This window comes from Achromobacter dolens (genome assembly GCF_902859745.1).
Taxonomy (GTDB): domain Bacteria; phylum Pseudomonadota; class Gammaproteobacteria; order Burkholderiales; family Burkholderiaceae_B; genus Achromobacter; species Achromobacter dolens.
The window spans coordinates 38,490-60,699 of record NZ_CADIJW010000012.1 but is presented as its reverse complement, the minus strand read 5'-3'; the positions used below and the strand labels follow the sequence as shown (position 1 = coordinate 60,699).

The 22,210-nt window shown below is 60.3% G+C and carries 21 protein-coding genes; 14 read left to right on the top strand and 7 right to left on the bottom strand.

The window, feature by feature from the left end:
- Nucleotides 1-50 precede the first annotated feature (50 nt).
- Nucleotides 51-908 (bottom strand): EAL domain-containing protein, encoded by an 858-nt coding sequence (locus HV783_RS11820; protein ID WP_175189189.1) that lies wholly within the window; start codon nt 906-908, stop codon nt 51-53.
- A 360-nt stretch (nt 909-1,268) separates the two neighbouring features.
- Between HV783_RS11820 and HV783_RS11815 the strand changes: the two genes are divergently transcribed.
- From HV783_RS11815 to HV783_RS11800, 4 genes are all read left to right on the top strand, one after another.
- Nucleotides 1,269-2,534 (top strand): MASE1 domain-containing protein, encoded by a 1,266-nt coding sequence (locus HV783_RS11815; RefSeq protein ID WP_175189188.1) that lies wholly within the window; start codon nt 1,269-1,271, stop codon nt 2,532-2,534.
- A complete protein-coding gene (locus tag HV783_RS11810; protein ID WP_175189187.1) occupies nt 2,524-4,044 on the top strand; it encodes an alpha/beta fold hydrolase in 1,521 nt (506 codons plus the stop codon). Before HV783_RS11815 ends, HV783_RS11810 begins: the two co-directional genes overlap by 11 nt.
- 426 nt (nt 4,045-4,470) lie before the next feature.
- Complete coding sequence (locus HV783_RS11805; protein ID WP_175189186.1) at nt 4,471-5,043, top strand: hypothetical protein; 573 nt, start codon at nt 4,471-4,473, stop codon at nt 5,041-5,043.
- Nucleotides 5,010-5,981, top strand: a complete 972-nt coding sequence (locus tag HV783_RS11800; protein WP_175189185.1) for a helix-turn-helix domain-containing protein — start codon at nt 5,010-5,012, stop codon at nt 5,979-5,981. Before HV783_RS11805 ends, HV783_RS11800 begins: the two co-directional genes overlap by 34 nt.
- A 9-nt stretch (nt 5,982-5,990) precedes the next feature.
- Here the strand turns inward: HV783_RS11800 and HV783_RS11795 are convergent, their stop codons facing one another.
- Together HV783_RS11795 and HV783_RS11790 are read right to left on the bottom strand one after the other, a co-directional pair.
- Nucleotides 5,991-6,449 carry a transposase gene (locus HV783_RS11795; protein WP_175189184.1) on the bottom strand — a complete coding sequence of 153 codons (459 nt, stop codon included), beginning with the start codon at nt 6,447-6,449 and terminating at the stop codon, nt 5,991-5,993.
- A gap of 570 nt (nt 6,450-7,019) precedes the next feature.
- Nucleotides 7,020-7,655 carry a response regulator gene (locus HV783_RS11790; RefSeq protein WP_144655514.1) on the bottom strand — a complete coding sequence of 212 codons (636 nt, stop codon included), beginning with the start codon at nt 7,653-7,655 and terminating at the stop codon, nt 7,020-7,022.
- Here HV783_RS11790 and HV783_RS11785 point away from each other — a divergent pair.
- Nucleotides 7,654-10,950, top strand: coding sequence for an ATP-binding protein (locus tag HV783_RS11785; protein WP_175189183.1), 3,297 nt, complete (start codon nt 7,654-7,656; stop codon nt 10,948-10,950). The genes HV783_RS11790 and HV783_RS11785 overlap by 2 nt on opposite strands.
- Nucleotides 10,951-11,071: 121 nt before the next feature.
- On the top strand, nt 11,072-11,509 hold the full coding sequence (locus HV783_RS11780) for a hypothetical protein (protein ID WP_144655516.1): 438 nt from the start codon (nt 11,072-11,074) through the stop codon (nt 11,507-11,509).
- 50 nt (nt 11,510-11,559) lie between these two features.
- Here the strand turns inward: HV783_RS11780 and HV783_RS11775 are convergent, their stop codons facing one another.
- Nucleotides 11,560-11,871, bottom strand: coding sequence for a hypothetical protein (locus tag HV783_RS11775; RefSeq protein WP_175189182.1), 312 nt, complete (start codon nt 11,869-11,871; stop codon nt 11,560-11,562).
- Nucleotides 11,872-12,940: 1,069 nt separating this feature from the next.
- On the opposite strand from HV783_RS11775, the gene HV783_RS11770 reads away from it, so the two are divergent.
- Nucleotides 12,941-13,333 carry a hypothetical protein gene (locus tag HV783_RS11770; protein WP_175189181.1) on the top strand — a complete coding sequence of 131 codons (393 nt, stop codon included), beginning with the start codon at nt 12,941-12,943 and terminating at the stop codon, nt 13,331-13,333.
- Nucleotides 13,334-13,466: 133 nt separating this feature from the next.
- Here the strand turns inward: HV783_RS11770 and HV783_RS11765 are convergent, their stop codons facing one another.
- Nucleotides 13,467-13,859, bottom strand: a complete 393-nt coding sequence (locus tag HV783_RS11765) for a hypothetical protein (RefSeq protein WP_175189180.1) — start codon at nt 13,857-13,859, stop codon at nt 13,467-13,469.
- A gap of 542 nt (nt 13,860-14,401) precedes the next feature.
- Here HV783_RS11765 and HV783_RS11760 point away from each other — a divergent pair.
- Nucleotides 14,402-14,740, top strand: a complete 339-nt coding sequence (locus tag HV783_RS11760) for a hypothetical protein (protein WP_144655520.1) — start codon at nt 14,402-14,404, stop codon at nt 14,738-14,740.
- A 74-nt stretch (nt 14,741-14,814) separates the two neighbouring features.
- Here HV783_RS11760 and gcvA read toward each other — a convergent pair whose 3' ends face one another.
- Entirely contained in the window at nt 14,815-15,726 is a 912-nt protein-coding gene (gcvA, locus tag HV783_RS11755; protein WP_144655521.1) for a transcriptional regulator GcvA, read from the bottom strand.
- 143 nt (nt 15,727-15,869) lie between these two features.
- On the opposite strand from gcvA, the gene HV783_RS11750 reads away from it, so the two are divergent.
- The 6 genes from HV783_RS11750 to HV783_RS11725 all read left to right on the top strand — a co-directional run bounded on the left by HV783_RS11750 (nt 15,870) and on the right by HV783_RS11725 (nt 21,251).
- Nucleotides 15,870-16,643 (top strand): SDR family NAD(P)-dependent oxidoreductase, encoded by a 774-nt coding sequence (locus tag HV783_RS11750; RefSeq protein ID WP_144655522.1) that lies wholly within the window; start codon nt 15,870-15,872, stop codon nt 16,641-16,643.
- Nucleotides 16,644-16,943: 300 nt separating this feature from the next.
- Nucleotides 16,944-17,696: a YdcF family protein gene (locus HV783_RS11745; protein ID WP_175189179.1), complete on the top strand. Its 753-nt coding sequence runs from the start codon at nt 16,944-16,946 to the stop codon at nt 17,694-17,696.
- Between the two features lie 307 nt (nt 17,697-18,003).
- Nucleotides 18,004-18,498, top strand: a complete 495-nt coding sequence (locus tag HV783_RS11740) for a hypothetical protein (protein ID WP_175144112.1) — start codon at nt 18,004-18,006, stop codon at nt 18,496-18,498.
- Nucleotides 18,495-18,980: a hypothetical protein gene (locus HV783_RS11735; RefSeq protein ID WP_175144113.1), complete on the top strand. Its 486-nt coding sequence runs from the start codon at nt 18,495-18,497 to the stop codon at nt 18,978-18,980. The genes HV783_RS11740 and HV783_RS11735 overlap by 4 nt, the downstream gene beginning before the upstream one ends.
- Nucleotides 18,981-19,435: 455 nt before the next feature.
- Entirely contained in the window at nt 19,436-20,131 is a 696-nt protein-coding gene (locus HV783_RS11730; RefSeq protein ID WP_175189178.1) for a GntR family transcriptional regulator, read from the top strand.
- Between the two features lie 133 nt (nt 20,132-20,264).
- Complete coding sequence (locus HV783_RS11725; protein WP_175189177.1) at nt 20,265-21,251, top strand: Bug family tripartite tricarboxylate transporter substrate binding protein; 987 nt, start codon at nt 20,265-20,267, stop codon at nt 21,249-21,251.
- An 85-nt stretch (nt 21,252-21,336) separates the two neighbouring features.
- On the opposite strand, the gene HV783_RS11720 is transcribed toward HV783_RS11725, so the two are convergent.
- Nucleotides 21,337-22,194 carry an alpha/beta fold hydrolase gene (locus tag HV783_RS11720; protein WP_175189176.1) on the bottom strand — a complete coding sequence of 286 codons (858 nt, stop codon included), beginning with the start codon at nt 22,192-22,194 and terminating at the stop codon, nt 21,337-21,339.
- Nucleotides 22,195-22,210: the final 16 nt, after the last annotated feature.

Below are 22,210 nucleotides of genomic sequence, written 5' to 3'. Positions count from 1 at the left end.
GGTTGACGATTTGAGCGGGCCAGGCAGGAAGGGATCCTCGCGCCTGCCCGTCACTGAAAATATCGAGGAGCCTGCGCTTTCGCGCCGACCAGCAAGTCACAGAATTCGTCGCTGCGCAACGCGGGCGCAACCAGATAGCCCTGACCGCAATCGCAATCCACACGGCGCAGCACATTCAGTTCTTCAACCGTTTCAATTCCTTCGGCCGTCACCACCAATCCCAACTGCTTTCCCAGCCGCACCGATGAGAACAGGGCGGCCAGACGCTTGCAATCCTGCGCCGACCCGCTGACAAAGGCGCGGTCGATTTTTAGCTCGGTGAAAGGCGCCGATATGAGGTTGTACAAAGAGCTGTAACCACGGCCGAAATCGTCCAGCGCCAGGCCGAATCCGCTCATGCGAAGGCGGGACGCTCCGGCACAGTAGTTTTTTGTCAGGGATGCAGCCTCGTCTTCCAGCAACTCAAAACAGATCTGCTCCGGCGCGACCCCGCCGGCGACCACTCGCTGGTGCAGCTCGTCGGCAAGCCGGATGTCGTCCAACAGAGGAGGAGGAAGGTTGACGGAAACAGGCACCACACTGCCGAGGTCCCGCCATTTCACGTGGGCCGAAATCGCATCGTCCAGCATCCGGAAGAGCAACTCCCGTTCCAGACCGTGATGACGGACATGTCGAAGAAAGTCGCTGGGCGCCACGACACAGCCTTCAGGGCCGATCCATCGGGCCAGCGCCTCAGCGCCGATGACGGCCCCATCCCTCAGCCTCCACTTCGGCTGAAACCACGCCTGAATCCGTCCCTCTCGAAGCTGTGCTTGAAGGAAGTGGCGGAAATAGGCGGGATCACCGCTCCCAAGCGACCGTGTGCCGCTATGGGCCTCGGCTACGGGGCCGTCGAATTGGAACGGCATGGGCAGACTCCTATTGAACCGGATGGCCGATTTCGCAAGCCTGCACTCTATCAATCCCTCGCGCCCGCCAGCCTGAGAAGAATCTGAGCGGCCTCACCCCGGCGAAGGCCGCCAGACATCGGAGTCGCGGCCGCTAGTACAGAAAATATTCGGAAATGCGCCCATAGATAATTCCGGCATGGCGCTACAGCACATTCCGGAAATCTAGTGATCTATTACTCCGAGTACTCACCGGGTAGCATAGTTGCGATTGGTTATCAGTGATCCGGCACTCACGCTCCCCATACGCATTCGCAGGAGATCTGGCCGGACAGGGGAACTGAACCTATCCCATTTCGTCGAGACCTCTCCATCGCCAAGATGAACGTGACCAGCCTGATATGGATCGTGCCCTATTTGGTGTGCGGCGCGTTTTCGCACCTCTTTGACGACCCGCTCAACCATGCGGTCTACGTCTGGTTGCCCTCGGGGATCGCGGTCGGCGCATACCTGCTGACCAGGCGGGATAACTGGGCATTGTTGTTACTCGGTTTTTTTGCGGCGCAGGTCGTCATCACCGGCATTCATCGGGCGGACCTATCAACGTCCTTTGCGTTCGCCTTCGCGGCCAGCGCTGCCAACCTGCTGGCGGCATGGTCCATTCAGACCCTGAAACCCAGAGATGGCGGCCCGGGCCTCGTCGCAGCCCTGTTCCTCGGCGCCGTGATAGGGGCCGCCTGTAGCGCCGCGATAAGCGGAACATGGCTCTGGTTGAGCCACGGGCTTCACAGTTGGACCCAGCTTCGAAACTGGGTGGCCGCCTATCTGGCGGGCGTGTTGATCCTGGCTCCCGCGCTGAAAGGCTGGGCGAACTTCCGGGCGCGTCGTTCAGGCGGCCCACGGTGGCGCGACCTGGCGCTGGGCCTGACTGCCTATCTCGGTCTGGCCGCATCTGCGTTTGTCACCTTCAATGGGGAAATGCTGAAAAACGTCCCGTACGTTGTCTCGTTCGAACTTACCTACCTTCCGATCGTGTTCTCGGTGCTGGTGGCGTTGATCTGGGGCCCTCCGGGCGGCACCCTTGCCGTCGCCACGCTCACTCTCATAACGCTCTGGCAGAGCGCCCAGGGAGAAGGCCCATTTGTCGACCCCGACGACCAATGGCACGCGCTGATCGCCACGCAGGTCTATCTGATCATTGCCGCGCTCCTTATCCTGCTGGTGAACAGCCTGCGCAGTGAGCGAGCCCAGAAACTCGAGACCGCGGAGCAATGGCGCGTAAAGGTCGAGCTGGCCCTGGCAGGCAGCAGGCAACTGCTTTATCGCTACAGTCCGGAGCGCGATGAACTGGATGTTTCTGGTGACGTGACAAGCGCATTGGGTACATCCGCCGTGACAATTTCAACCTTGAATCAACTGCTTGCGCTGACGCATCCCGAAGATCGAAATCGTCTCAAGCTGCATTGGGAGGGAAGGCGCGCGGGCGCCCTCGACCAGACACCCTTGTTATTCCGCCTGGCTCACGAGACGGGGGGCTGGCGCATTATCAATGACCGCGGCAATCCGCTTAGCAACGCCGACGGCAGCGTCGAGATCATTGCGGGAACCTGGCGCTATGGCGATATCGAGCACACCGATGCCTCATAGCACCGGCGCCCTGCTCATACACGGCCTGGGGGGAACGGAATTTGACCTGGGCTCGCTACATAAAACCCTCAAGCGCGCCGGTATCGAGACACATAGCGTGACCCTTCCGGGCCATGGAACGCACCCGGAGGACCTCGTGTCCGTTCGGGCCGAAGATTGGATGGACGCAGTGACACAGGAATACGCGCGTCTCGCCAGCCGCTACGAAACGCTTCATGTGGTCGGTATGTGCCTGGGCGCGTTGCTCGCCATAGAGCTATGCAAACGAGTCCGGCACCGCAAGGGAAAGTTGGTGAGCCTGGCGGCCCCCGTCTATATCGACGGCTGGAGCACGCCCTGGTATCGCGACCTTCGGAGAATTGTGTACCGGATACCTGGCGTGGCCGCCCGCATGCGCGTCGAGGAAGAAGACCCGTACGGCATCAAGAATGAACTGGTGCGTTCCATTGTCAAAGCCAAATTCGAGCGCGGCGAGAGCTTCCACTACCCGTGGGTGCCGCTCTCCTGCATTCGCGAAGTCGATCGGGTCGGCGCGTGGGTGAAAAAGGACCTGGGCCAGGTGGCCTGCCAGACACTCATCGTGCACGCGCATGAAGACGAGCTTACGTCTGTGCGCTCCGCCCATTTCCTTCATGGCGCCATCGCCGAAAGCAAGCTGGTGCTGCTGAACAATAGCTACCACATGGTTTGCGTGGACAACGACCGCGATCTCGTAACAGCAAGCGTCCTGGAATTCATGGACCGCAACCCGGAGGCGGCTGTCAGGCCAGGCCGCTCCGCCCCCATGACCGCTGCCGAGGTTCAGGCCTTGTTGGATACCTATCGCACTTCGATGGCACAGAACGAATTTGAAGCCCTCTTCCCTCTCTTCTCCGAAGAAGTCGTCTGGCAGGAAGAAGGCAACAATCCCATCAGCGGCACCTACAGGGGCCGAGGCGGGCTCATCGAGTTCTTCTCCCGAGTGATGGACTTCTCGCGCAATACCTTTTCGATCAGAGAGGTGGGGGCCGTCTCCACCGCCAGCCGATCCTTCTCGATGCCGCTGACGTTCGAGATACGCCTCGACAGCGGCCCCTATGAGGGAACGCGCACTCATACGTTGCGGCTCCGCGACAAGCGGATCGCGCGGGTCACATCGACCGCGCAAGACGCAGCCGAGCAGGATTCCATATGGCTTGGGCTCGCATCGAGCCATGGCGCGACGTATGCGGATGAACATCTCGACGAGGATTCAAGAAACATCCCCGACGATGACCTCGACCGGCTATTCGAGGACGCCGTGGCGGGCCAGAACCTAGGCGCAGGCCCGCTACCGTTGGTTGTCGGCGCCCGCCTGTGGGCGCTGGAACAGCAGGCCCGCCTGGGCAATGCGCCACCCGCCCAAGAGGACGCCACCGAGGTCAGAACGCAGATACGACAGGCTGTGTGGCGCCAACTGGCAGGCACCAGCAAGGGTCTGGCGCGGCGCCGCTATATCGCTTTGACTCGAAGGCTGAACGCTTATGGATGAGGTCGCTCTCGCTCAGTGAGTCCCGCGCGCGCATCGAGCGCGCCAAATCGCACGCACACCGCCCCGTCCGCGGCGAACATTCAAAAAAGAATGCCCCCGCTCCAAAGGGCGACGACGCAACTTATGAAAATCCTTTTGCAACCCGCAAGGTTTGCAGGAAGTCTGCTCATGACCACTTCCATAAGCCGCGAAAACTGTCCCATAATTTTCTCCGTGGATTTTCTACGTCACATTGGCAACTCCGGCCAACACCAGCTTATCGGATCGCAGGTCGGCTACGTTTGAGATCAATCTGATGCAGCCGCTGGAATTTGCTATGTGCTGAAGACGCATGGCTCCAGCCGCGATCGGCACATTGGCGGAACGATACTTGCTGGTAACGCTTGGTGGCCGCTCCTCAGATTTATCTGAATCACGATGCGCCGCGTGAAACCTATCATCGCTGACTTCGAATTCATTTATTCAAAGTTTCCAACGATTGCCGCGCTCGAGTGTTTTCTGTATTTCGAGTCAGGCCGTCGCGCAGGATTGGTGATTGGAGATATCACGATGCGTTCCAACCACGAACGTCCGCATCCGGCCGATTTTCCGTCGCGGACAAAGACGTCCAACTGGGCCCCTCAAGTACTGCTTGGACTCGCTGGCGCGGCATTTCCAATATGGCTGCTGAGCGACCTGATGCATGTCAGCGACGTGGCCACGATTCACGCACTCGTCCGCTTGGGCTTTCTGCTGACCGCGCTGGCGATTGGCCAGCAGATCGGCGTCGAAACAGGTGAAAGACGCTTCAGCCATTGGCTATGGCTGGCGCTCCCTTCCGGCCTCTGGATAGCGACTTGGCCAATCCTGGATTTTGAAGCACAGCAGACCCCGCGCTTGAACGCTGCGTTCCACATGCCTTGGTGGGACAGCCCACTCACGAAGTGGGGCGTTGTTCTTGCCTTATTGACTGTCGGATGGGTGGCATGCCGGCGTTACTCGCGGCGACCGCGACGCTGACTAAGCAGATTATTTATGAACTCAAGAATATGAAGGAAATCGACCCAAGCACCGGCGAACCTGCTCCCATCGCGACGCGGCAGCCCGTAAAGAACTTGCTCGACAACATTCCCTCTTCGTGGGGCCAGAAGCTCGAACTCGGCCATCAAGCGGTCAGCGTCACATGCACCGGCCCCAACCAGATCCAATACAAAGCCGATTCTCACTGCATCCTCGTGTTGTTCACCGCCCAGCCCAATCGGGAATTGGCGCTGAACAGCGACCAACGCATCTGTGGATTGGCACCGATCGGCTCCCTGGAGATCGTGCCAGCCCATTCGGATGTCTCGGCGCGTTGGACAGCGCCAAAGGAAAACTTGCTCGCGGCGCTGACCGAAGACCGGCTGCGGCGCCTGGCCGGCATTGAGCACGGTCGTGAGGATTTCGAACTACGCCCGCCCGCGCTGGGCACGATAGACCCCCGGGCGCTTCATATCGCCCAGCGGATCCGCGCCGAACTGCAAAGCGGGGAAATCGCAAGCGTCGAGAGTATTGACTCCTGGGTCACATTGCTCGGCGTCCACGTCCTGCGCACCCATTCGTCGCTGAACCGTATGGAAGCGCGCCCGCCTGCAGGGGGGCTGTCTCCACGCGCCTGGAAGCGCGTCAACGAGTACATCGTTGAACATATCGCCGACAAGCTAACGCTGGAGAACCTGGCGAAGGTTGCACAGTTGTCGCCCAGCCACTTCGCACGCGCGTTCCGCGAGACCGTTGGCCAGGCCCCACACCAGTACATACTGAACATGCGTCTCAATGTGGCTCGGCAACTGATTCTTGATACCGACACTCCATTGCACGAGGTTTCCCGTCGCGCTGGATTCTCCAACAATAGCCACATGACCGCGCTGATTCGACGGACGTGGGGACTTACGCCCACAAGGATGCGGCGCAACTAGGCCATCAGCTCAACAGCCCGAGTGCGCTTGCTGTTCCAACTCCCTCTTCTTCTCGGGCGTGCGCTGCGTGTAGAGCAGCTTCCGGCTGGACTGATAAAGGAAAAATGAGCGGGAAATGCCCACCAGCCGGCAGGCCCGGCTGAGTGCGATGCGGTAGTTATCGACAAGCCAAGCGACCGCGGCCCTGCGTTGATCCGATGTCTTGGCATAGGACTTCAAGGCGGCCGTCATCATCGCAACCTCTTCTTCAAGCTGGACGATACGCCGGCACAGGCGGGTATTCTCCTGGGCCATCTTTTCCATGCGCGCAATCAATTCGACCGGCGCGCTCGCATACAAGCCCTTGAGCTCGTAGAACGTGCTGATCCCTATGCCGTACTGCACACAGATTTCCATTGGGGACCATCCGCGTTCGACATCACGCAACATGGCGGCGATCTGTGCGGCGGTGAGTTTTCTACGCCTCATGCGCACATCCCGCCGGCAGGGTCGCGAAAAGCCGGCCGGTCTTCCCGCCAGCGAGCTTGCCTGTCGCGAACAGCTCTTGCAGCAGGCGCCCACTCGGGCGAGAAATGAAGATCACGACCATGCATCCGGCTTTCCCCAAAATTTTCAATGTCGGAACGCAGCGTTCCGCGTGCGAGGCATCTCACGGCATATCCAACTTCGACAATGCCGCGGCTTCGCCGCCGACTCGTTCCAAGTGCGCTGAAAATACTGGCGTTTAGCTGTGCTTTTTTAGATGAACGCCTATCTCTGCCGGTGCTAAAAATATAGCGTGAGATGGAGGGCAGGATTATTGAAAACCTGCTTGGTTATCGAGAAACTGCTTCTATTATTCCAAGCCCTCCTCACCGGCAACCAATGCACCAATTCGGCAAAATTTCGAAGGCATTTGGGTCGTATCATGGCGAGACGCCCGGGGAGACAAGACTGGCGCCCGACCACGCAGGCCATCGGGTTTACATCATGATGATCGTCACGGCCAGACGGCGTGACATGAGCTTGCTCCATGAGCCGCCGGCCGGGAAGATCCTTTTAGACCAGCCCCATTTCCTTCGCGTGCCAGATCAGTTCGGCGTCCGTACGCGCCGCCAGCTTTTTCATGGCGTCCCGCTTCTGGCGGCTCGAGGTCTTGGGGCTGACCTGCAGCAGAAATGCGATCTCGTTATTGGAATGACCAGAGGCAAAGAGACGAATTACCTCGATTTCTTTTGGGGACAGGCGTGAATTGGCTGAAATCGCCGCGGTACTCGTGGGCTGGCGCGAGCCGCTGCGCAACCGTTCCGACAAGTAGGGCCGGCCTAGCGCCACCGTATGCACCGCAGCCAGAACCTCTTTCATCGCAGCCCCTTTTTCGATCACGGCCAACGCGCCAGCCTTGAAAATGGGATCGATCATCGCCAGACTTGTGATCCGGGTGAGAACAACAATTTTCATATCGGGATACTGCTCATGCAGTTCCGAGATCATGCTCAGTCCGTCGGGTCGCGCGCCGCCTGGCATGGAGTAATCGGTGATGAGCACATCGCACGATTGTCGGGCCAGCAACGAAAACAAGGCGTCGACGGATGTCGCCTCGCCGACGGGTTCCATTCCCAGCGTTTGAGCAAAAACAGCTTTGATGCCAAGAAGAACGACCGGATGGTCGTCAGCCAGGACGATACGAATCATGATGTTTTGCCCCCTTCAGATTACTGGCCGCATCTCAGTGAGCAAGTATGCTCGTGGGCTGGTTATCGCACTGCTGATGATGGTCGGCGCCACAAACCAGACTCACGCTGAAATAGGCCCGAGCGCGCAGCAAGAGTGGCTGCGCGCACATGGCGACATTGTAGTCGGAACGACTGCGCAAGGAAGAGACTTCTATGAAACCTGGCGCCAGGGCCAGCTCCATGGCTTGAGCGTCGACTATCTGGATATGTTGACCAAGATCCTTGGCGTCAACTACCGGATCAAGCCGTATCCGACCTGGCATGATCTCTATCTGGCGGTGTGCACGGGTCAAGTGGATCTGGTAATGACCCAAGCCATGTCGGAAACGACGGCGCAACAGAGTTGCATGTCATACACCCGCCCCTACTTCAAGACCATGCCGATCGTCGTATCGCGGCGCGGTTCGGGAGTATTGGACACCGCGGATTTACACGGATTGAACTTGGCGGTGGAAGACCGCTCGCCGTTGGTGGAAGCTCTGTCGGCGCGCTACAAGAACATTTCCATCAAGGCCTACGACAATGTGGCCACGGCGTTGGAGCAAGTCCGGGACGGCACGGCCGATGCCTTTGTCGGATCGCCCAGAACGGTTCGAGCATTAATGGAGGATCCTGCTTTCCGGCAGTTGCACATCATTGGCAGCATCAACACCGCCGGGCGAAATCTGACGTTCGGGCTCGGACCGGGGAGGGAACCGTTGCGTGACGCGCTCGACGCTGCGCTGCGCTCGCTGTCCCCTGAACAACAGGAAGCGGTATCACACGCCTGGAGCACCGCGATCGAACCCACAGCAAGGATAAAGGTCGCTTTATCCCCCGAAGAGGCCCGGTGGCTTTCCACGTTGCCTACGCTACGGGTTGGTTTCCCTATGCGTGAATTTCCATATGGATTTTTCAATCATTACGGGCAACCCAGCGGCATCGCTGCCGACTTCCTCGAAATTGTCGCGCAGGGCCTGGGGCTGCATTTCGACTTTGTCCCCACGGAATCGTACGAAGGCGCGCAGGCCTTGCTCCGGTCTGGCGCCATCGATCTCATAGCGGTTTCGCAAGACCATTCGCAGGAATTTCCTGCGTTGAACACGCAGGCGTATGCGGAAGCACCGCTGGTCATCGTCACAGGCTACTCAGACAGCGTTTCCGACCTACGGAACTTGCATGGCGCAGCGGTATACCTGGACGCCTCGGCGCCACCGGCGCTTTTGACCAAGCTGCAGCACTTCGGCGTCTCCACAACATCCGAGAGCCGCATTGAAAAGGGACTGGACCACGTACGCGACGGCGAGGCTCGCGCGTATATCGGAGATCTTTTCCTGCTCGACCCGCTGATTCAAAGCAATTATGTCGGGGAAGTGAGAATTGCCGCGCCGGTCGGCGCTCGAAAAGGCATTTCCATCGGCATATCGACGCGGCTTGAGCCTCTTGTCCCCTTGGTCAACAGGATCCTCTCCAATCTACCCTCTGGTCGCGAACAGCGTGTAGCCAGCACCTGGCTCGCCCCAAAATATACCTACGGCATACCCGAATCCGTCTTTTGGACCGAGATTCTCCCCGCGATGGCGATCATTCTTGCCATCGGTTCCGGCTTCGCGGCGGGGTACTGGCGCCTGCGCAAAGAGATACGCAGGCGGATCGAAGTCGAAGCACAGCTGGAGACCGCGCGGGATCTGGCGCAGTCCCAAGCACAGGCGCGGTCCACCTTCCTAGCCGTCATGAGCCACGAGATCCGCACCCCGCTCTCGGGGGTCATTGGCATGCTGGAACTGCTTGGCCGTACCGGAATGCGCTCGGAGCAGCGAGAAATGGTTGCCGTGATCGACGAGTCCGCCCACTCCCTGCTCAAGATCCTGGACACGGTACTCGACTACACAAAGGTTGATGCCGACCAGATGGAGCTGGAACGGATACCCGTGAACTTGCGCTCGTTGGTGGCGAACGTCATGCTATTGATGGGCGAGCCGGCCCGGCGTCGAGGGGTGCTGGTTTCGCATCATGTGGATGAACGTATCGCTCCGGCTGTCCTGGGCGATCCCGTGAGGCTTCGCCAGGTCCTGGTCAATCTCGTCGGCAATGCCGCGAAATTCACCCACAAGGGCGAGATCCGCGTTGGGGTGAATCTGCTTTCCGACACGAAAGGCAGGCAGCGACTGGAGTTCATTGTCAGTGATTCGGGCACGGGAGTGGCGCCCGAGGCGCTCAAGAATCTGACTCAGCCATTCAAGCAGGCCGACAGGTCCACCGCCAGAAAGTACGGAGGAACGGGACTGGGTCTGGCGGTGTCGCAGAAACTGGTCAAACTCATGGGGGGCACACTCACATTGAAAAGTGAGCTGGGCAAAGGCACGCAGGCGCGCTTCCAGTGCGATTTCAGCGCCAGCAGCGCTTCCCCTCAAGGCCCGGAGGCCACGATCGAACGACCAATACTCGCGGCGCCTCAGCCAGAGGCGCTCACGGGCCGACGCGAACACAGAGCTCCCGACGAACCCATCTCGCGCCCGCGCATTCTCATCGCGGAAGACCACCACATCAATCGTCAAATGCTCGCCAGACAATTGGACGCCCTGGGCTGCCAGAGCGTCGCGGTGGTTGACGGCGCCGCGGCGCTGGAGGCCCTGGGGCAGGAACGCTACGATCTGCTCCTTACCGACTGGCAACTGCCCGTCCAGGACGGAGGCGAACTTGCAAAGACGTGGCGCGCACGGGAGCGGGCTCTAGGCGCATCGAGAAGGCTGCCTATCGTTATCTTGTCGGCGGCCCTCCAACCCGACCAGGAAGCATGGCGTCGCGCGGGCATTAACGCCTACCTGCGCAAACCCGTGCGACTTGACGTGTTGCGCGAGACACTGGCCCGCTTCATTCCGCAATGGATCCCCCCCCCGCTGCGTGCAAATTCGAGAACGGCAGAAGTCGAACGGCATCGAGGCATCGACATGCAGTCCCTGTGCACGACATTCGGCACATTGCAGGCCGCCAGCCAGATGCTGACTGACTCCTCCGCGCTTCTACGCAGCGAACTCGAGACGCTGCGACAAGAACTATCCACCATCGTTTCGCACCACTGGGCACCCAGCCTTCACCGCATATTGGGCGCTCTCAGCACGCTGGGAGAGTGGGATTGCCTGGGTGAAGGCGAGCGCATTGAGCGGGCGATTGCCAACGGGAAGCTCGACGAATGGACGCCGGCGATTTTCGAGCTTCTTAACGACGTCGAAATCGCCATTGACGAGGCCGCGCATGCCGCAAAGCAACACTAGCCAGGGCGTTCACTCAGATATCTCTGAGCCGAAAACCCGAGTGTTGTCTCTATCCTGATCTTCCCATTGGCGCGGCCAATCCCGGCCTCGACCCTTATAGGAACTCACAGGAATGTCTCTCATGAAGCGCGGTCTAGTCGCATTCGCCGGCCTCGCGATACTTTCGGCGCCGGCCATCGCGAAGGAAAGCACTAGCGTAGCCATCGATAACTGGCTAGGTCCCAAAAGTCATGAGGCGTACCAAATATTGTTCAGGCGCCTGCAGGCTGCGGTGGTCAATCATGATGAGCAAGAGGTGGCTAACCTGGTTCAGTATCCCTTGAACGTCACGGTCGATGACCACATTCTGATACTGAAAAATCGTGGGGATTTCGTGGCGCACTATGAGAAAGTCATCTCTCCGAAGATCGTAGCAGCGGTGAAGACCCAGCGCTACGGCGCCTTGGCGGTGAGTCACCAAGGCGTGTTTTTCGATCATCACGAAATCGGCATCGGCCCTGTCTGCGAAGAGCATGGCTGCAGATTCTCCGTGCCGCGGGTGATCGACATCAATCCGTAGACAATCCCGGCAACAGCCCCCCCAGACAGCCGGCTCAGCGAGCCGCCTGTCTACGGGGAAAACTGAAGATCGACGACCATGGGTCCCGTTTCTGCTCCTCGCTTGCGCGCCTTTCTTTCGGCAATATTCCTGAGGTCCTGACGTTCTTCCCGTGAGAAACCATCACGCATCACGGAAAGCACGCCAAATTTTGCGCTGGGGACACGAATATTCCAAGCCTCCAGCAAGCCTGAAAAACAGCCGCCGGGGCGCGCCGCTTCCGGCACGCACGTTGAGCTCTGATTCTTACTCGTACACCGCTTGCGATTCAGCGCGACCCCCGTACGCTCGTAAACCACGCCGGAGCGGATGTTCTTGCTCATAGCGCTACGCCGGATCGCCCCGGCGTTTCGAAGGCGACTCAACGCGCTATCAATTTCCGAGGGAGTCAGATCCGCCATTTGCAGGATTTCCTTGCGACTTAGCATCCGATTGCGTGCGAGCAAGTCAAGGACGATCTCGGCGCACTCTTCTGTGGAACGCCGAAGGGGAAGGGATGAGGTAGACATGATCAATGGAAAAACGAAGACGTCTGTTACGGCACGCGGTATTTTCCGGCAACTGATCCCCATGGCTGGTCAGATTTTTCTCAACCCCAGGCGGCGGAGCCACTGCTAAATTTCTTCGTAGCGGCATTCCGTCAACGTCGTCGCGCTGCCATCCTCGCCTCAAGCGGTCGGGCACGCTCCTACCCACTCGATGTACTTCTGAAGAGATCACCAATGGCGGATAAAGTCATGCGTCCCGCGGTTGTGGGACTACTCCTCGTTGCGTGCGGATTCCCCGCGCTAGCCACCGCGAATATCAATCAGCGCATGGTGGACGATGCCATCAAGCACCGCCTGCAGGAAATTTATCAACACAGTGGGCCCAATGATTTTCATGCGTTCCAGCGCCCTCCCCGTCAGGCCGACTATGTTGACGACGCCGCCCCCGCGGTTGTATTGGAACCGCCGCTCAAGGCCGCTCGCCCCCCTTGTGGAAGCGCTCGCCGCTGCGGCGCTTCCGCCACGTCTTCGACATCACGTCACAGAGGAAATGGAACATGAAGGAAGACCCGCAATTCTTTTGGGCAGGTGGCGAGGCACGAACCAGCAGGGACAGAACGCTCTACTTCCGCTGTACACGATGCTCCTGGCTGGCTTATGACTTCGAGGTAAGGATAGGCCCCGACGCAAATCAGATCATCTGCAGCCGGTGCGCTGGGTATGAACCCATCTCTTTGGAGGAACGCTTCACCTCACGGCCAGGCAGCTTTCGCGCCCTTAACGATGATCTCGCATGAAGGGCCTCATGTCCCCGGAAGGCGAAATCACTAAGAAAAATCTCATGAACCATGGGCATTCCTCCCGCTATCCTGCCGCCCTAGACAATTCCAGGGCAGGAGCCTCCATGAAAGCCAAATTCATCAAAACAACAGCGAGCGTCATCATCTGCATGCTGGCGGCCCCCGCGGGCGCGACCGGTTGCGAAAAGATCACCGATGGCATGAACGCGATGATCGAAGCAGGACAAGTCAGGGACTTCTGCCTGAGCACCCCCAACGAGAGAGTTCAGGAAGTCGAAGCGGGCGCGAGCACTGAATGGAAGGTCGGCGTGGGCGCATGGCGCGATCGCATCATCGTCCTGCGGGGAACGGGCGAACACGCGGCACCGCTCAACGTGCTCCTGTACACGGATCGCGGTGAGCGATACGAACTGCACTTTTCAGATCGGGCCGTCCCTTCGTCGCCCGCGTCCTCTGTCGGCATCCCGCCATCCAAGACAGGAGCAACGAAGCCGTAACCTCCCAGTGGGGCTGCTGGTCCCTCCCCACCCCCGCTGGACTTACACCCTCAACATGAGGTTTTCCGGGCAGCCTTCAGTGCTGCTCTTTTTTTTTGGCTTCCTTCGCCAACCACGCTCCCGAAGGCGATCGTCAGCCCCCCGCCACGATGGTCGCGAAGCACTGAGCCAATCCCGCGGGCACTCCCAGGTTCTCCGCCCACTTCATTGCGAATGGGCTCTCCCAGGGTTCCGGCCGCCCGCCCCAGACTTGCCTGAACCGAGGCGCCCCTCCCACGGACTGGAAAAAGAATACGCCGTCTTCGTGACCCGGCATGCGCACAAAAGCCGCGCTCCACTCCTGCTCGCGCAGCAGCCGCTGGACTTCGACCTTGGAGGCCTGCACGCCACCACCGATGGCCGTCGCCACCAAAGGGGCATATCGCGCCCGCTCGTGCTTTCCTTTCACACTCAAGCCGTCGCATACGCCCGCATGGGCAGCGCCCACACCCAGCGTCACAACTGCTGCCAGGCTGATTCTCAACATGCATTGCTTCATCTGCGCTATGTCCTTTTTTAGGATTCAGCAATGAGCGTATGGCAAAAGCGAACGAAGTCATGGGGTGATCCACGCGGTCCGAGAAATGTCGGTGCCATCCTGTTAGCCATGTGAAATCTGCAAATTTCTTTTCCGGCGCACCTTCATCATGAGCGAGCAAGCCACCCGCCTCAGATTTTTCTGATGCATGCGTTGCGGGCGGCTTGCTAATTTTGAAGCATGGCAATCACGGTGGTTAGCGAACTGCCCCTGACAAGGCTCGGCAACCGCGTCACACCGGGCGATCCGCCGTATCTCGGTTCCCATACTGTTGACATATGCATATTGCTGGGCCAAACGCACACAGGAATTCTCGAAAGCTAATCAGCGGCGCGCTGGTCGCCCTCGCCTTTTTCCTGGGCGTCGTTCCATTCACCCGCAGCGATGGCTCTTTCGCGTCACCCAAGATGCCCGGCGAGATGCCCATACATCTTCAAGTGACCCTGTCCCCAGCAGCTCAAAGGGCCTTGGCCGAACAAGGGGAGGACGTCATGGTCTCCGCCGATTGGTACGGTTGGCCTACCCGGCAGGACACTGAATACGCCAACGAAATTGGTGCAATAGACCTGGGGCAGGCGGTCATCGAAATGCCGCGGTCACATCCGACGACGCGGATCTCGCCTCCTCCCTGGAAAGCATGGAAGTTGAAGATGCTGAAGAATGGGGTCTATGCGAACGTGAACGTCTACTCGACACGTCGGCACGGACCTGACAACCTCCTGGCCTGCGATTTCGCGGACGGCCTGCTAGGCGAACTGACTGGCCACGTCATCCCGGTGCATTGCTCCCTGATTCGCGAGAACCTGCCCACTCGACAGATCGCGCACTAGCTGGCCACGTCCTTGAAGCAACGGCGCGTCCGGGCGGATCCTCGTCATGACGCCAGGCCCATTGCCAGGGCGACCTAAAGGTTGGCCTCGCTCAGCAACCAATCCCGGAACGCGACCAACTTTGGCAAGCTTGCATATTCCGGACGATAGACCACGTAGTACGCGAGCGGTGAGGCCAAGGTGACCTCCGGAAAAAGCCGCACCAGCCTGCCCGCGGCCAGATCGTCCCTGGCCATCACGCTGCGGGCCAGTGCAATTCCATGGCCTTCCGCCGCAGCTTGCAATACCGCTGCTGAGTTGTTGATTTTCATACCCCGCAGGGCACCGACGCCGGACACACCGGCCTTTCGCAACCAGGTTTTCCATGTGGGAAACTCTGCGTGCCCATCCATCGAGAGATCGTGGATCAGCGTCTCTGTGGACAACGCGGCAGGCCGTTCAAATCCGCCTCGCTGGCGCAGCAGCCCGGGCGAACAGACGGGATAGATTTCCTCGTCCAACAGCTTCTGCGCCGACAAACGCGGCCACTGCCCGGTTCCGTAACGCACCCCGATATCGATATCCTGCGCGACGAAGTCCACCGGTTTCAGATTGGTGTCGAGTCGCACATCGGTATCGGGCCAGGCGCGTTGAAAGCCGTCAATTCTCGGCAGCAGCCACTTGGCGGCGAAAGCGGGACTCACAGCGACGGTCAGCACGCCGCTGGCGGATCCTTCCTTTAGTTTTTCGAGCCCAATGCTCATCCGGTCCAGACCCGCCCGGATGTCAGGCAATGCGCGTTGCGCCGCCTCGGTGAGGACAAGCCTCGCGCCTCCGCTGGGCCTGCGCCGAAACAACGGTATGCGCAGCCATGCTTCCAGCGTTCGGACCAGTTGACCAACGGCCGCGGGCGTCACATTCAATTCGGCCGCCGCGGCGGAAAAACTCTGGTGACGCGCACTGGCCTCGAACGCGCGGAGGGCATTTAGATGGACTGGCGACTTCATTTGGATAAAGTTTTTCTTTGTCGTCCAAGCACTTTATCTCATTTGTCGCGGCACGACGATAGGAGAAGAATTGGGTCTGGATCAAGCAATTGGCTTGGATTTTCCTCACCCGGCCCGGCTTTGGGCCATCAAAGAGAGCTCACATGAACACGCAATTCAATGGAAAGAAACTATTGGTCGTTGGCGGCACCAGCGGCATCGGCCTGGAAGCTGCCCGGAAGGTGATGTCGCTCGGTGGCAATGCCGTAATCGTCGGACAGCGCCCGGGCAAGGCCGAAGAGGCCCGTCGACTGCTCGCGCCCCTTGGCCCGGTCACCGCCGTTTCAGCCGATATGTCCACCCACGAAGGCCTGACCAGACTGCTCGCCCTCCTCGACGAGCAGCACTCGGACATCGACCTGCTGGTCAATGCCGCCGGGGTGTTCTCACCGAAGCCGTTCCTCGAACACACGTCCGCCGACTACGATCGATATATGGCGTTGAACAAAGCGTTCTACTTCATCACGCAGAAGGTGGCCGCAAACCTCGTCGCCGAGGGACGTCCCGGCGCCATCGTCAATATCGGCTCGATGTGGGCCAAGCAGGCGATTGCGGCCACGCCATCTTCCGCTTACTCAATGGCAAAGGCGGGCCTTCATTCGCTGACGCAGCATCTGGCGATGGAGCTGGCGCCCAAGAACATCCGCGTCAATGCGGTGTCGCCCGCGGTAGTGCAAACGCCGATCTATGAGGGCTTCATTCCGAAGGCGCAGGTCCACGACGCCCTGCAAGGCTTCAACAGCTTTCATCCTATCGGGCGCGTCGGCACGCCGGAAGATGTTGCCGAGGTGATTGCTTTCTTGCTGTCGGACCAGGCGGCCTGGGTTACCGGCGCCATCTGGGACGTGGATGGCGGCGTGATGGCCGGACGCAACTGACGCAACGCGGAAATGGCGCGGAGCGGACTCGCCAGCGCACGCCTCCCCCACGGGACAATGAAGAGGGCGATCGCTCAGATATTTCTCAGACCCTCAAGAGCGCCGCGGATATAAGGTTCTCGTCGCTTCCTCCTGGGGGTCTGGCACGTGAAGACCGCCCTCCCCGCCTGACTCGCATGCTCAGATAAATCTGAACGACGCGCTCCTACGCTCCGCCTAACATCCCGAGCAGGTTTCACGAAAACACGTCTGTGTGCCATCGGACGCGAAAGCGAAGGGCACTCGCTGGAGATTGCTTGAATGACACTCACTGTACTTGTCTCGATTTTGCTGCTGGGAATGTTTTGTTCCGCGCTCAAGTTTCGCCGTGTGAGCGCACTGGCTTACGTGGTCGTAGCCACCCTGTTTCTGATGCTGGGATGCGGTCCCATTCCCGCATGGCTCTTGGGGAGCCTGCAGTCCGCCTACGCCACCGCACTGCCGATCGAGTGGGGAAAACACAATGCAATCGTCCTGCTGGGAGCAGGCACGGAAAGGCTGACGGACACGGTCGAGCCAGGCGCCTTCTCATACGCGCGGATCGTCGCGGCGGTGGAACGCTACGACGATTGCAGGAAGACCGGTGAAAAGTGCGAAGTGATCGTGAGCGGCGGCGACGCGGCCCACACCGGCGCGCCGGAAGCTGCCGTCTATTCGAACGCTCTCCTGAAGCTTGGTGTTGCCGAAGCCGATATCGTGCTCGAATCGGAAAGCAGGAACACGTGGGAGAACGCCCGACTCACCAGCGAAGTCCTGCAGCGCTTCGGCGCCGACCGCGTGGTGCTGGTTTCGTCGGGAATCCATCTCAAACGCAGCATGCTGTACTTCGCTCACTTTGGCGTCCCCGCGACGCCTGTCCGCGCGGACTACCTGAACGCGCGCTGGTCTGTGCTTCCGCTCTCGTACAACTTTGCCGTCGCTGACTTCGCCTTGCAGGAATACGCCGGCATCGCCAGATATCACGCCTACAACGCGCTGGGACAGAATCCCGCGCCTGCGCGCACTGGCGGCTGATGGAACGAGAATCGCCTGGCACGGGCATAGCCAGGCCACCCTCCCCAAAACGCTCACTTCAGCGCGAGCCTCTGTTCGCCCTGATGAGCGGGGAAGAACTGCAACGGAGTCGCTCTTGAAGGTTATCTTCGAACTCATGATCATCGCCGTAGCCGCAGTGGTGGCGGTCAGCATTCTACGGCTCTATGGGATGGTCTAGTGGACCGCACCGTATCCACTTTCAATATCCAACCGCCTCAGCATGATTTTTCGCCCGCTTTCGTACAGTTGTTTTCTATGTGTTCTTTTGTCAGGGTGCACTTCGTTTTTGAGCCAGGGAACGGGCGCTGCGGCGGGCATCGCCGGGACCACGCTGGCCAACAAAGTCACGCGCAATGCGTCGGTCGCCACGGGCATCGGCCTGGGCGTGCAGAGCATCGCGCAGGCCGGGCTGCAATACTTGGAACGCGCCGTCCACGAAGAGGAACAGAACGCCATCGCCCAGGTCGCGGGCCCCTTGCATGTGGACGAGGTCGCCGACTGGCGGGTCCGGCACACGCTCCCCATTGAAGGCGACGAGCAGGGAAAGGTCGCCGTCAGCCGAATCGTCGGAGGGGATGGATTCAGTTGCAAAGAGATTGTGTTCTCAATCGCTCCGCCTCCGCTCGCCTCCTCTGCCCCCGAGGCAAGCAATAGCGCCAATGGCCAGCCGGCGCCTAGCGCGCCAAGCCAGTTCTACACCAGCATGATCTGCAACGATGGAAGCGCTTGGCGCTGGGCGGTCGCGGAGCCGGCTACACCTCGCTGGGGCGCGCTGCAATGAGCTTTTGCCGCGTCGCCGGGCCCCTCTCGCTATTGCTGCTCGTATCGGGCTGCGCCTCGCTCGGCGGCGCGGCTGGCGCCGTGGCGGGAATCGGCAGCGGCGCATTGACCGCCAATCCGGCCGTGGGCTACGCGGTGGGGGTGACGATACAGGCGGTCACTGACGCGACGGTGAAGGATGTGATGCGCGAATGGAAGAGCGATCAACAAGACACCATGGCGAGGCAGGCCGGCGAAATGAAGGTCGGCCAGATTCGACAGTGGGAAATCCGTCACACGATTCCCTATGGCAACGAACGCGGCGAAATGGGCGTCATCCGGGAAATGCCGACGCCGCTCGCGTCCTGCCGCGAGATCTTTTTCACGGTGACTCAAGACCAGAAAAACACGGGACCTTATCTTGCGACAATTTGCCGCCAGGGAGACCTGTGGAAGTGGGCGGCGGCGGAGCCCGCCGTCGCGCGTTGGAATGGCTTGCAGTAGCTTGGACCTTGTTCGATCAAGGGCACGGGGCATCTATCATCTCCCGGGCAGCGCCGCCTTGAGCGCCTGCAGCGTGGCCTCGTCCGCTCGGTCAACCTGGAAAATGATCGTCCCGTAGTACCAGTCCCGGCCGATTCCCTCGTCTACCCGCGGCAGGTGATACCTGGTACGGATTGATCAGCTTTCTCGGCGAGGGCATCTCAAGCTGGCGCGAAGCCCATAGGTGGCAAGCCAGCGACAGCAACAGCACCCCACCAACGCGCTGCAAAGCAGCAAGACTACTAATCCTTACCGATCAGCATGTGCGCGATATGCGGGACCACACGCCCAACGTGATCAGACCTCAACCTCACCCCAAGCGCCCGGATGCGAACGACGGGCCATCACGCAACACGATGCCACCCATCTTTTGTATGATCAACTTGAGATAACAGCAAATTCCGGTATGACACCCCATGAATAGCGATAAGCAGGACGCGCACTCATCCACCGAGCAGGACGCCCCTTCGACCCCACTGCGGCGTCAAGCGGAAGACGCGCTCCGAAAAATCATTCTTTCGGGCAGATTCCAGCCGGGCGAGCGCCTCAAGGAACGTGAGTTGATGGAACTGCTCGACGTCAGTCGCACACTGGTGCGCGAAGCGCTACGCCAGGTCGAGGCCGAAGGCCTGATCGAGATCATCCCTAATCGCGGCCCGGTGGTCGCGGTGCTGACCTACGAAGAAGCGGAAGAAATCTACGAAGTGCGAGGCATCCTGGAAGCGCAAATCTGCACCGGCTTCGCACTGCGCGCGCGCAGCGAGCATATGCAGACTTTGGCAACAACTTTCGAGTCCCTCGCCGACGCCGCGCGCCGTGGCGATGTCGAGCAGACGGTCGCCCTCAGCGATACGTTCTATGACACGATCGCCGCCGGGTGCGGCAATCGCCTGTTGGGCAACATGCTGCGCCAACTGCACAACCGCATCGTGCTGTTGCGGCGAACATCCTTGTCCGCGCCCACTCGGTTGCCTGAGACCCTCTACGAATTGACCCAGATTTTCGAAGCGCTCAAGGCCCGTGATGAAGCGGCTGCCGGCAAAGCAGCCCTGCACCACGTCCGCCAAGCCGGGCGTACGGCTCTACAGGTACTTCGAATCCGACAAAACTAGGTGTTATCCATTAAATCGTAGTACCAAAATATAATTTTCTATATTTTGGTAGTACGATTTGTGCCGTCATTCACGTTCTCGGACGGCTGGCGGGCTTTGCCGCGGCCGATCCCTACACCAGGAGTAGGCGGTCATGAAACGCAGATCTTTCACCACAGGGTTATTGGGCCTCATGGCGGCGGGCGCCCTGGGGCGGACCAAGCTGGCCAAGGCCCAAGGTCAACCGCTACCGGCGCTGATTACACTGGTGGTGCCCTTTGCCCCGGGGGGAGGCGCCGACCAGCTCGCGCGCGAATTCGCCCACTTCGCCCAGACGCACGCGCCCGGCACCACCTTCGTGGTCGAGAACAAACCGGGCGCCAACGGCGCCATCGCCGCGCGCCATGTCGCACGCCAGAAGCCCGACGGCACGACCTTGTTGTTGGGCACGTCCAGCACACATGTGCTCGGCCCGCTCATTGCCAAGACGGCCGCCGCCGAAATCACCAAGGAGTTCAGTCCGGTCACCTTGTTGGCGACCACCGCCAATGTGCTGGCGGTGGCTAGCAAGTCGCGTTGGAAAACACTGGACGAATTCCTGGCCGACGCCCGCCACCAAGCGTTGACGTACGGCACCTTCGGCACCGGCTCGTCAGCGCATCTGTATGGGCTGTTGCTGGCCCAATCGACGGGTGCCAAGTTGTCCCACGTGCCCTACAAAGGTTCCGGGCAGGCGGTCACTGATCTGCTCGGCGACCATATCGATGCGGTATTCCTGACCAGCAGCGCGCTTGAAAGCCTAGCCCGCGAAGGCAAGGTTCGCGTCCTCGGCGTGACGGGCGAGACCCGCACACGGGTTTTCCCCGACGCCAGGACCTTCGAGGAACAGCAAGTGCGGCAATTGGACTTCAGCGGTTGGTTCGGCTTGTTCGGACCCGCGGGCACGCCCACGTCCATTTCAGATAGCGTCGCGACGCTGGCAGGGAACCTGGGCAAAGACGATGCCGCTCGCCAGCGCATGATTGGACAGGGTTACGACTGGGTCGGCTCTTCTCCGGCGGGGCTGCAGGCCGCCGTGGAAAACACCATCGCGATCTATCAAAAGGTCCTGGCGACGCAACCGGCCGATCTGGCCGGATAAAGGGCGAGTGGCCCACCCCCCCCTGGCCATGGAGCCGGGGGGACGGGATACATGCCGGCGGCTCTTTCCCGCCATGCCCCTCTCTTCAGGCCTGCGCGGCACCCGGGCCGTTCAGGAACGCCCGCACCGTTTCTGCAAACAGAACAGGCTGGTCATCGTGGACATAATGGCCAGCATCCGGGATATCGACCGTTCGAAGACGTGGATTGAGGTCACACATGCGCCGCACCATGTCGGGCTGCAGATAGTCAGTCCTTCCACCGCGCACTACCAACGTATCACACGCAATCGCCCGCACATACGGCTCCAAGTCCACGAGCCGCGCGGGATCCGGGTTCAATCGGGTTGCAGCGATACCAGCATGGTCATAGCGCCAGGTAAAACCTCCCTCCGCTGCCGGCTTGAGCATGCTGGCCAAACGTTCCTGGCGCGCCGCCTCGCTGACTGTGGGACGCAACGCACGCATGAACGCCACGGCCTCATCCCATGACGCAAACCGCTCCGGCGTGGCCTGGAGCTCCTTGCAGATGCGCGAGGCCCCCGCACTGACTTCGAAAGCGCCCGGCCCCGCGTCTTCGATGACCAACCGGCGGACCAACTGCGGATGCCTCGCCGCGAACACAATGGCGTTGATGCCGCCCAGCGAATGCCCGAGCAAATCGAACCGCGCCAGGCCCAATTGCCCGGCAACGCCCTCCAGGTCCGCCACATAGGCGTCCACATAGTAATTCCAGTCGGGGTCCCAATCGGAGTCGCCGCGGCCGCGTTGATCGAAGGCGATCACGCGCACGCCAGGTTGCAGCGCGGCCGCCAGACGCGAAAAGGTCTCGGCGTAGCCCCGGATGCCATGGAGCATGACAATGGGATCGCCGTCGACGTCGCCCCATTCAACGACATGAAGGCCCAGCCCGGATACCGTCAACGTATAGTCGCGGCGATTCATATGCCTCTCCTTGAAT

Bases quoted from the DNA above. Each gene is read 5' to 3' on its own strand.
- HV783_RS11790 (WP_144655514.1), bottom strand. From the start codon at position 7,655: ATGATTCGTATCGTCCTGGCTGACGACCATCCGGTCGTTCTTCTTGGC.
- HV783_RS11775 (WP_175189182.1), bottom strand. From the start codon at position 11,871: ATGAGCAAGAACATCCGCTCCGGCGTGGTTTACGAGCGTACGGGGGTC.
- HV783_RS11800 (WP_175189185.1), top strand. From the start codon at position 5,010: ATGCCGGCGTTACTCGCGGCGACCGCGACGCTGACTAAGCAGATTATT.
- HV783_RS11720 (WP_175189176.1), bottom strand. From the start codon at position 22,194: ATGAATCGCCGCGACTATACGTTGACGGTATCCGGGCTGGGCCTTCAT.
- HV783_RS11810 (WP_175189187.1), top strand. From the start codon at position 2,524: ATGCCTCATAGCACCGGCGCCCTGCTCATACACGGCCTGGGGGGAACG.
- HV783_RS11765 (WP_175189180.1), bottom strand. From the start codon at position 13,859: ATGTTGAGAATCAGCCTGGCAGCAGTTGTGACGCTGGGTGTGGGCGCT.
- HV783_RS11725 (WP_175189177.1), top strand. From the start codon at position 20,265: ATGAAACGCAGATCTTTCACCACAGGGTTATTGGGCCTCATGGCGGCG.
- HV783_RS11785 (WP_175189183.1), top strand. From the start codon at position 7,654: ATGATGTTTTGCCCCCTTCAGATTACTGGCCGCATCTCAGTGAGCAAG.
- HV783_RS11795 (WP_175189184.1), bottom strand. From the start codon at position 6,449: ATGAGGCGTAGAAAACTCACCGCCGCACAGATCGCCGCCATGTTGCGT.
- HV783_RS11750 (WP_144655522.1), top strand. From the start codon at position 15,870: ATGAACACGCAATTCAATGGAAAGAAACTATTGGTCGTTGGCGGCACC.
- HV783_RS11815 (WP_175189188.1), top strand. From the start codon at position 1,269: ATGAACGTGACCAGCCTGATATGGATCGTGCCCTATTTGGTGTGCGGC.
- HV783_RS11770 (WP_175189181.1), top strand. From the start codon at position 12,941: ATGAAAGCCAAATTCATCAAAACAACAGCGAGCGTCATCATCTGCATG.
- HV783_RS11760 (WP_144655520.1), top strand. From the start codon at position 14,402: ATGGTCTCCGCCGATTGGTACGGTTGGCCTACCCGGCAGGACACTGAA.
- HV783_RS11780 (WP_144655516.1), top strand. From the start codon at position 11,072: ATGAAGCGCGGTCTAGTCGCATTCGCCGGCCTCGCGATACTTTCGGCG.
- HV783_RS11735 (WP_175144113.1), top strand. From the start codon at position 18,495: ATGAGCTTTTGCCGCGTCGCCGGGCCCCTCTCGCTATTGCTGCTCGTA.
- HV783_RS11820 (WP_175189189.1), bottom strand. From the start codon at position 908: ATGCCGTTCCAATTCGACGGCCCCGTAGCCGAGGCCCATAGCGGCACA.
- HV783_RS11745 (WP_175189179.1), top strand. From the start codon at position 16,944: ATGACACTCACTGTACTTGTCTCGATTTTGCTGCTGGGAATGTTTTGT.
- HV783_RS11730 (WP_175189178.1), top strand. From the start codon at position 19,436: ATGAATAGCGATAAGCAGGACGCGCACTCATCCACCGAGCAGGACGCC.
- gcvA (WP_144655521.1), bottom strand. From the start codon at position 15,726: ATGAAGTCGCCAGTCCATCTAAATGCCCTCCGCGCGTTCGAGGCCAGT.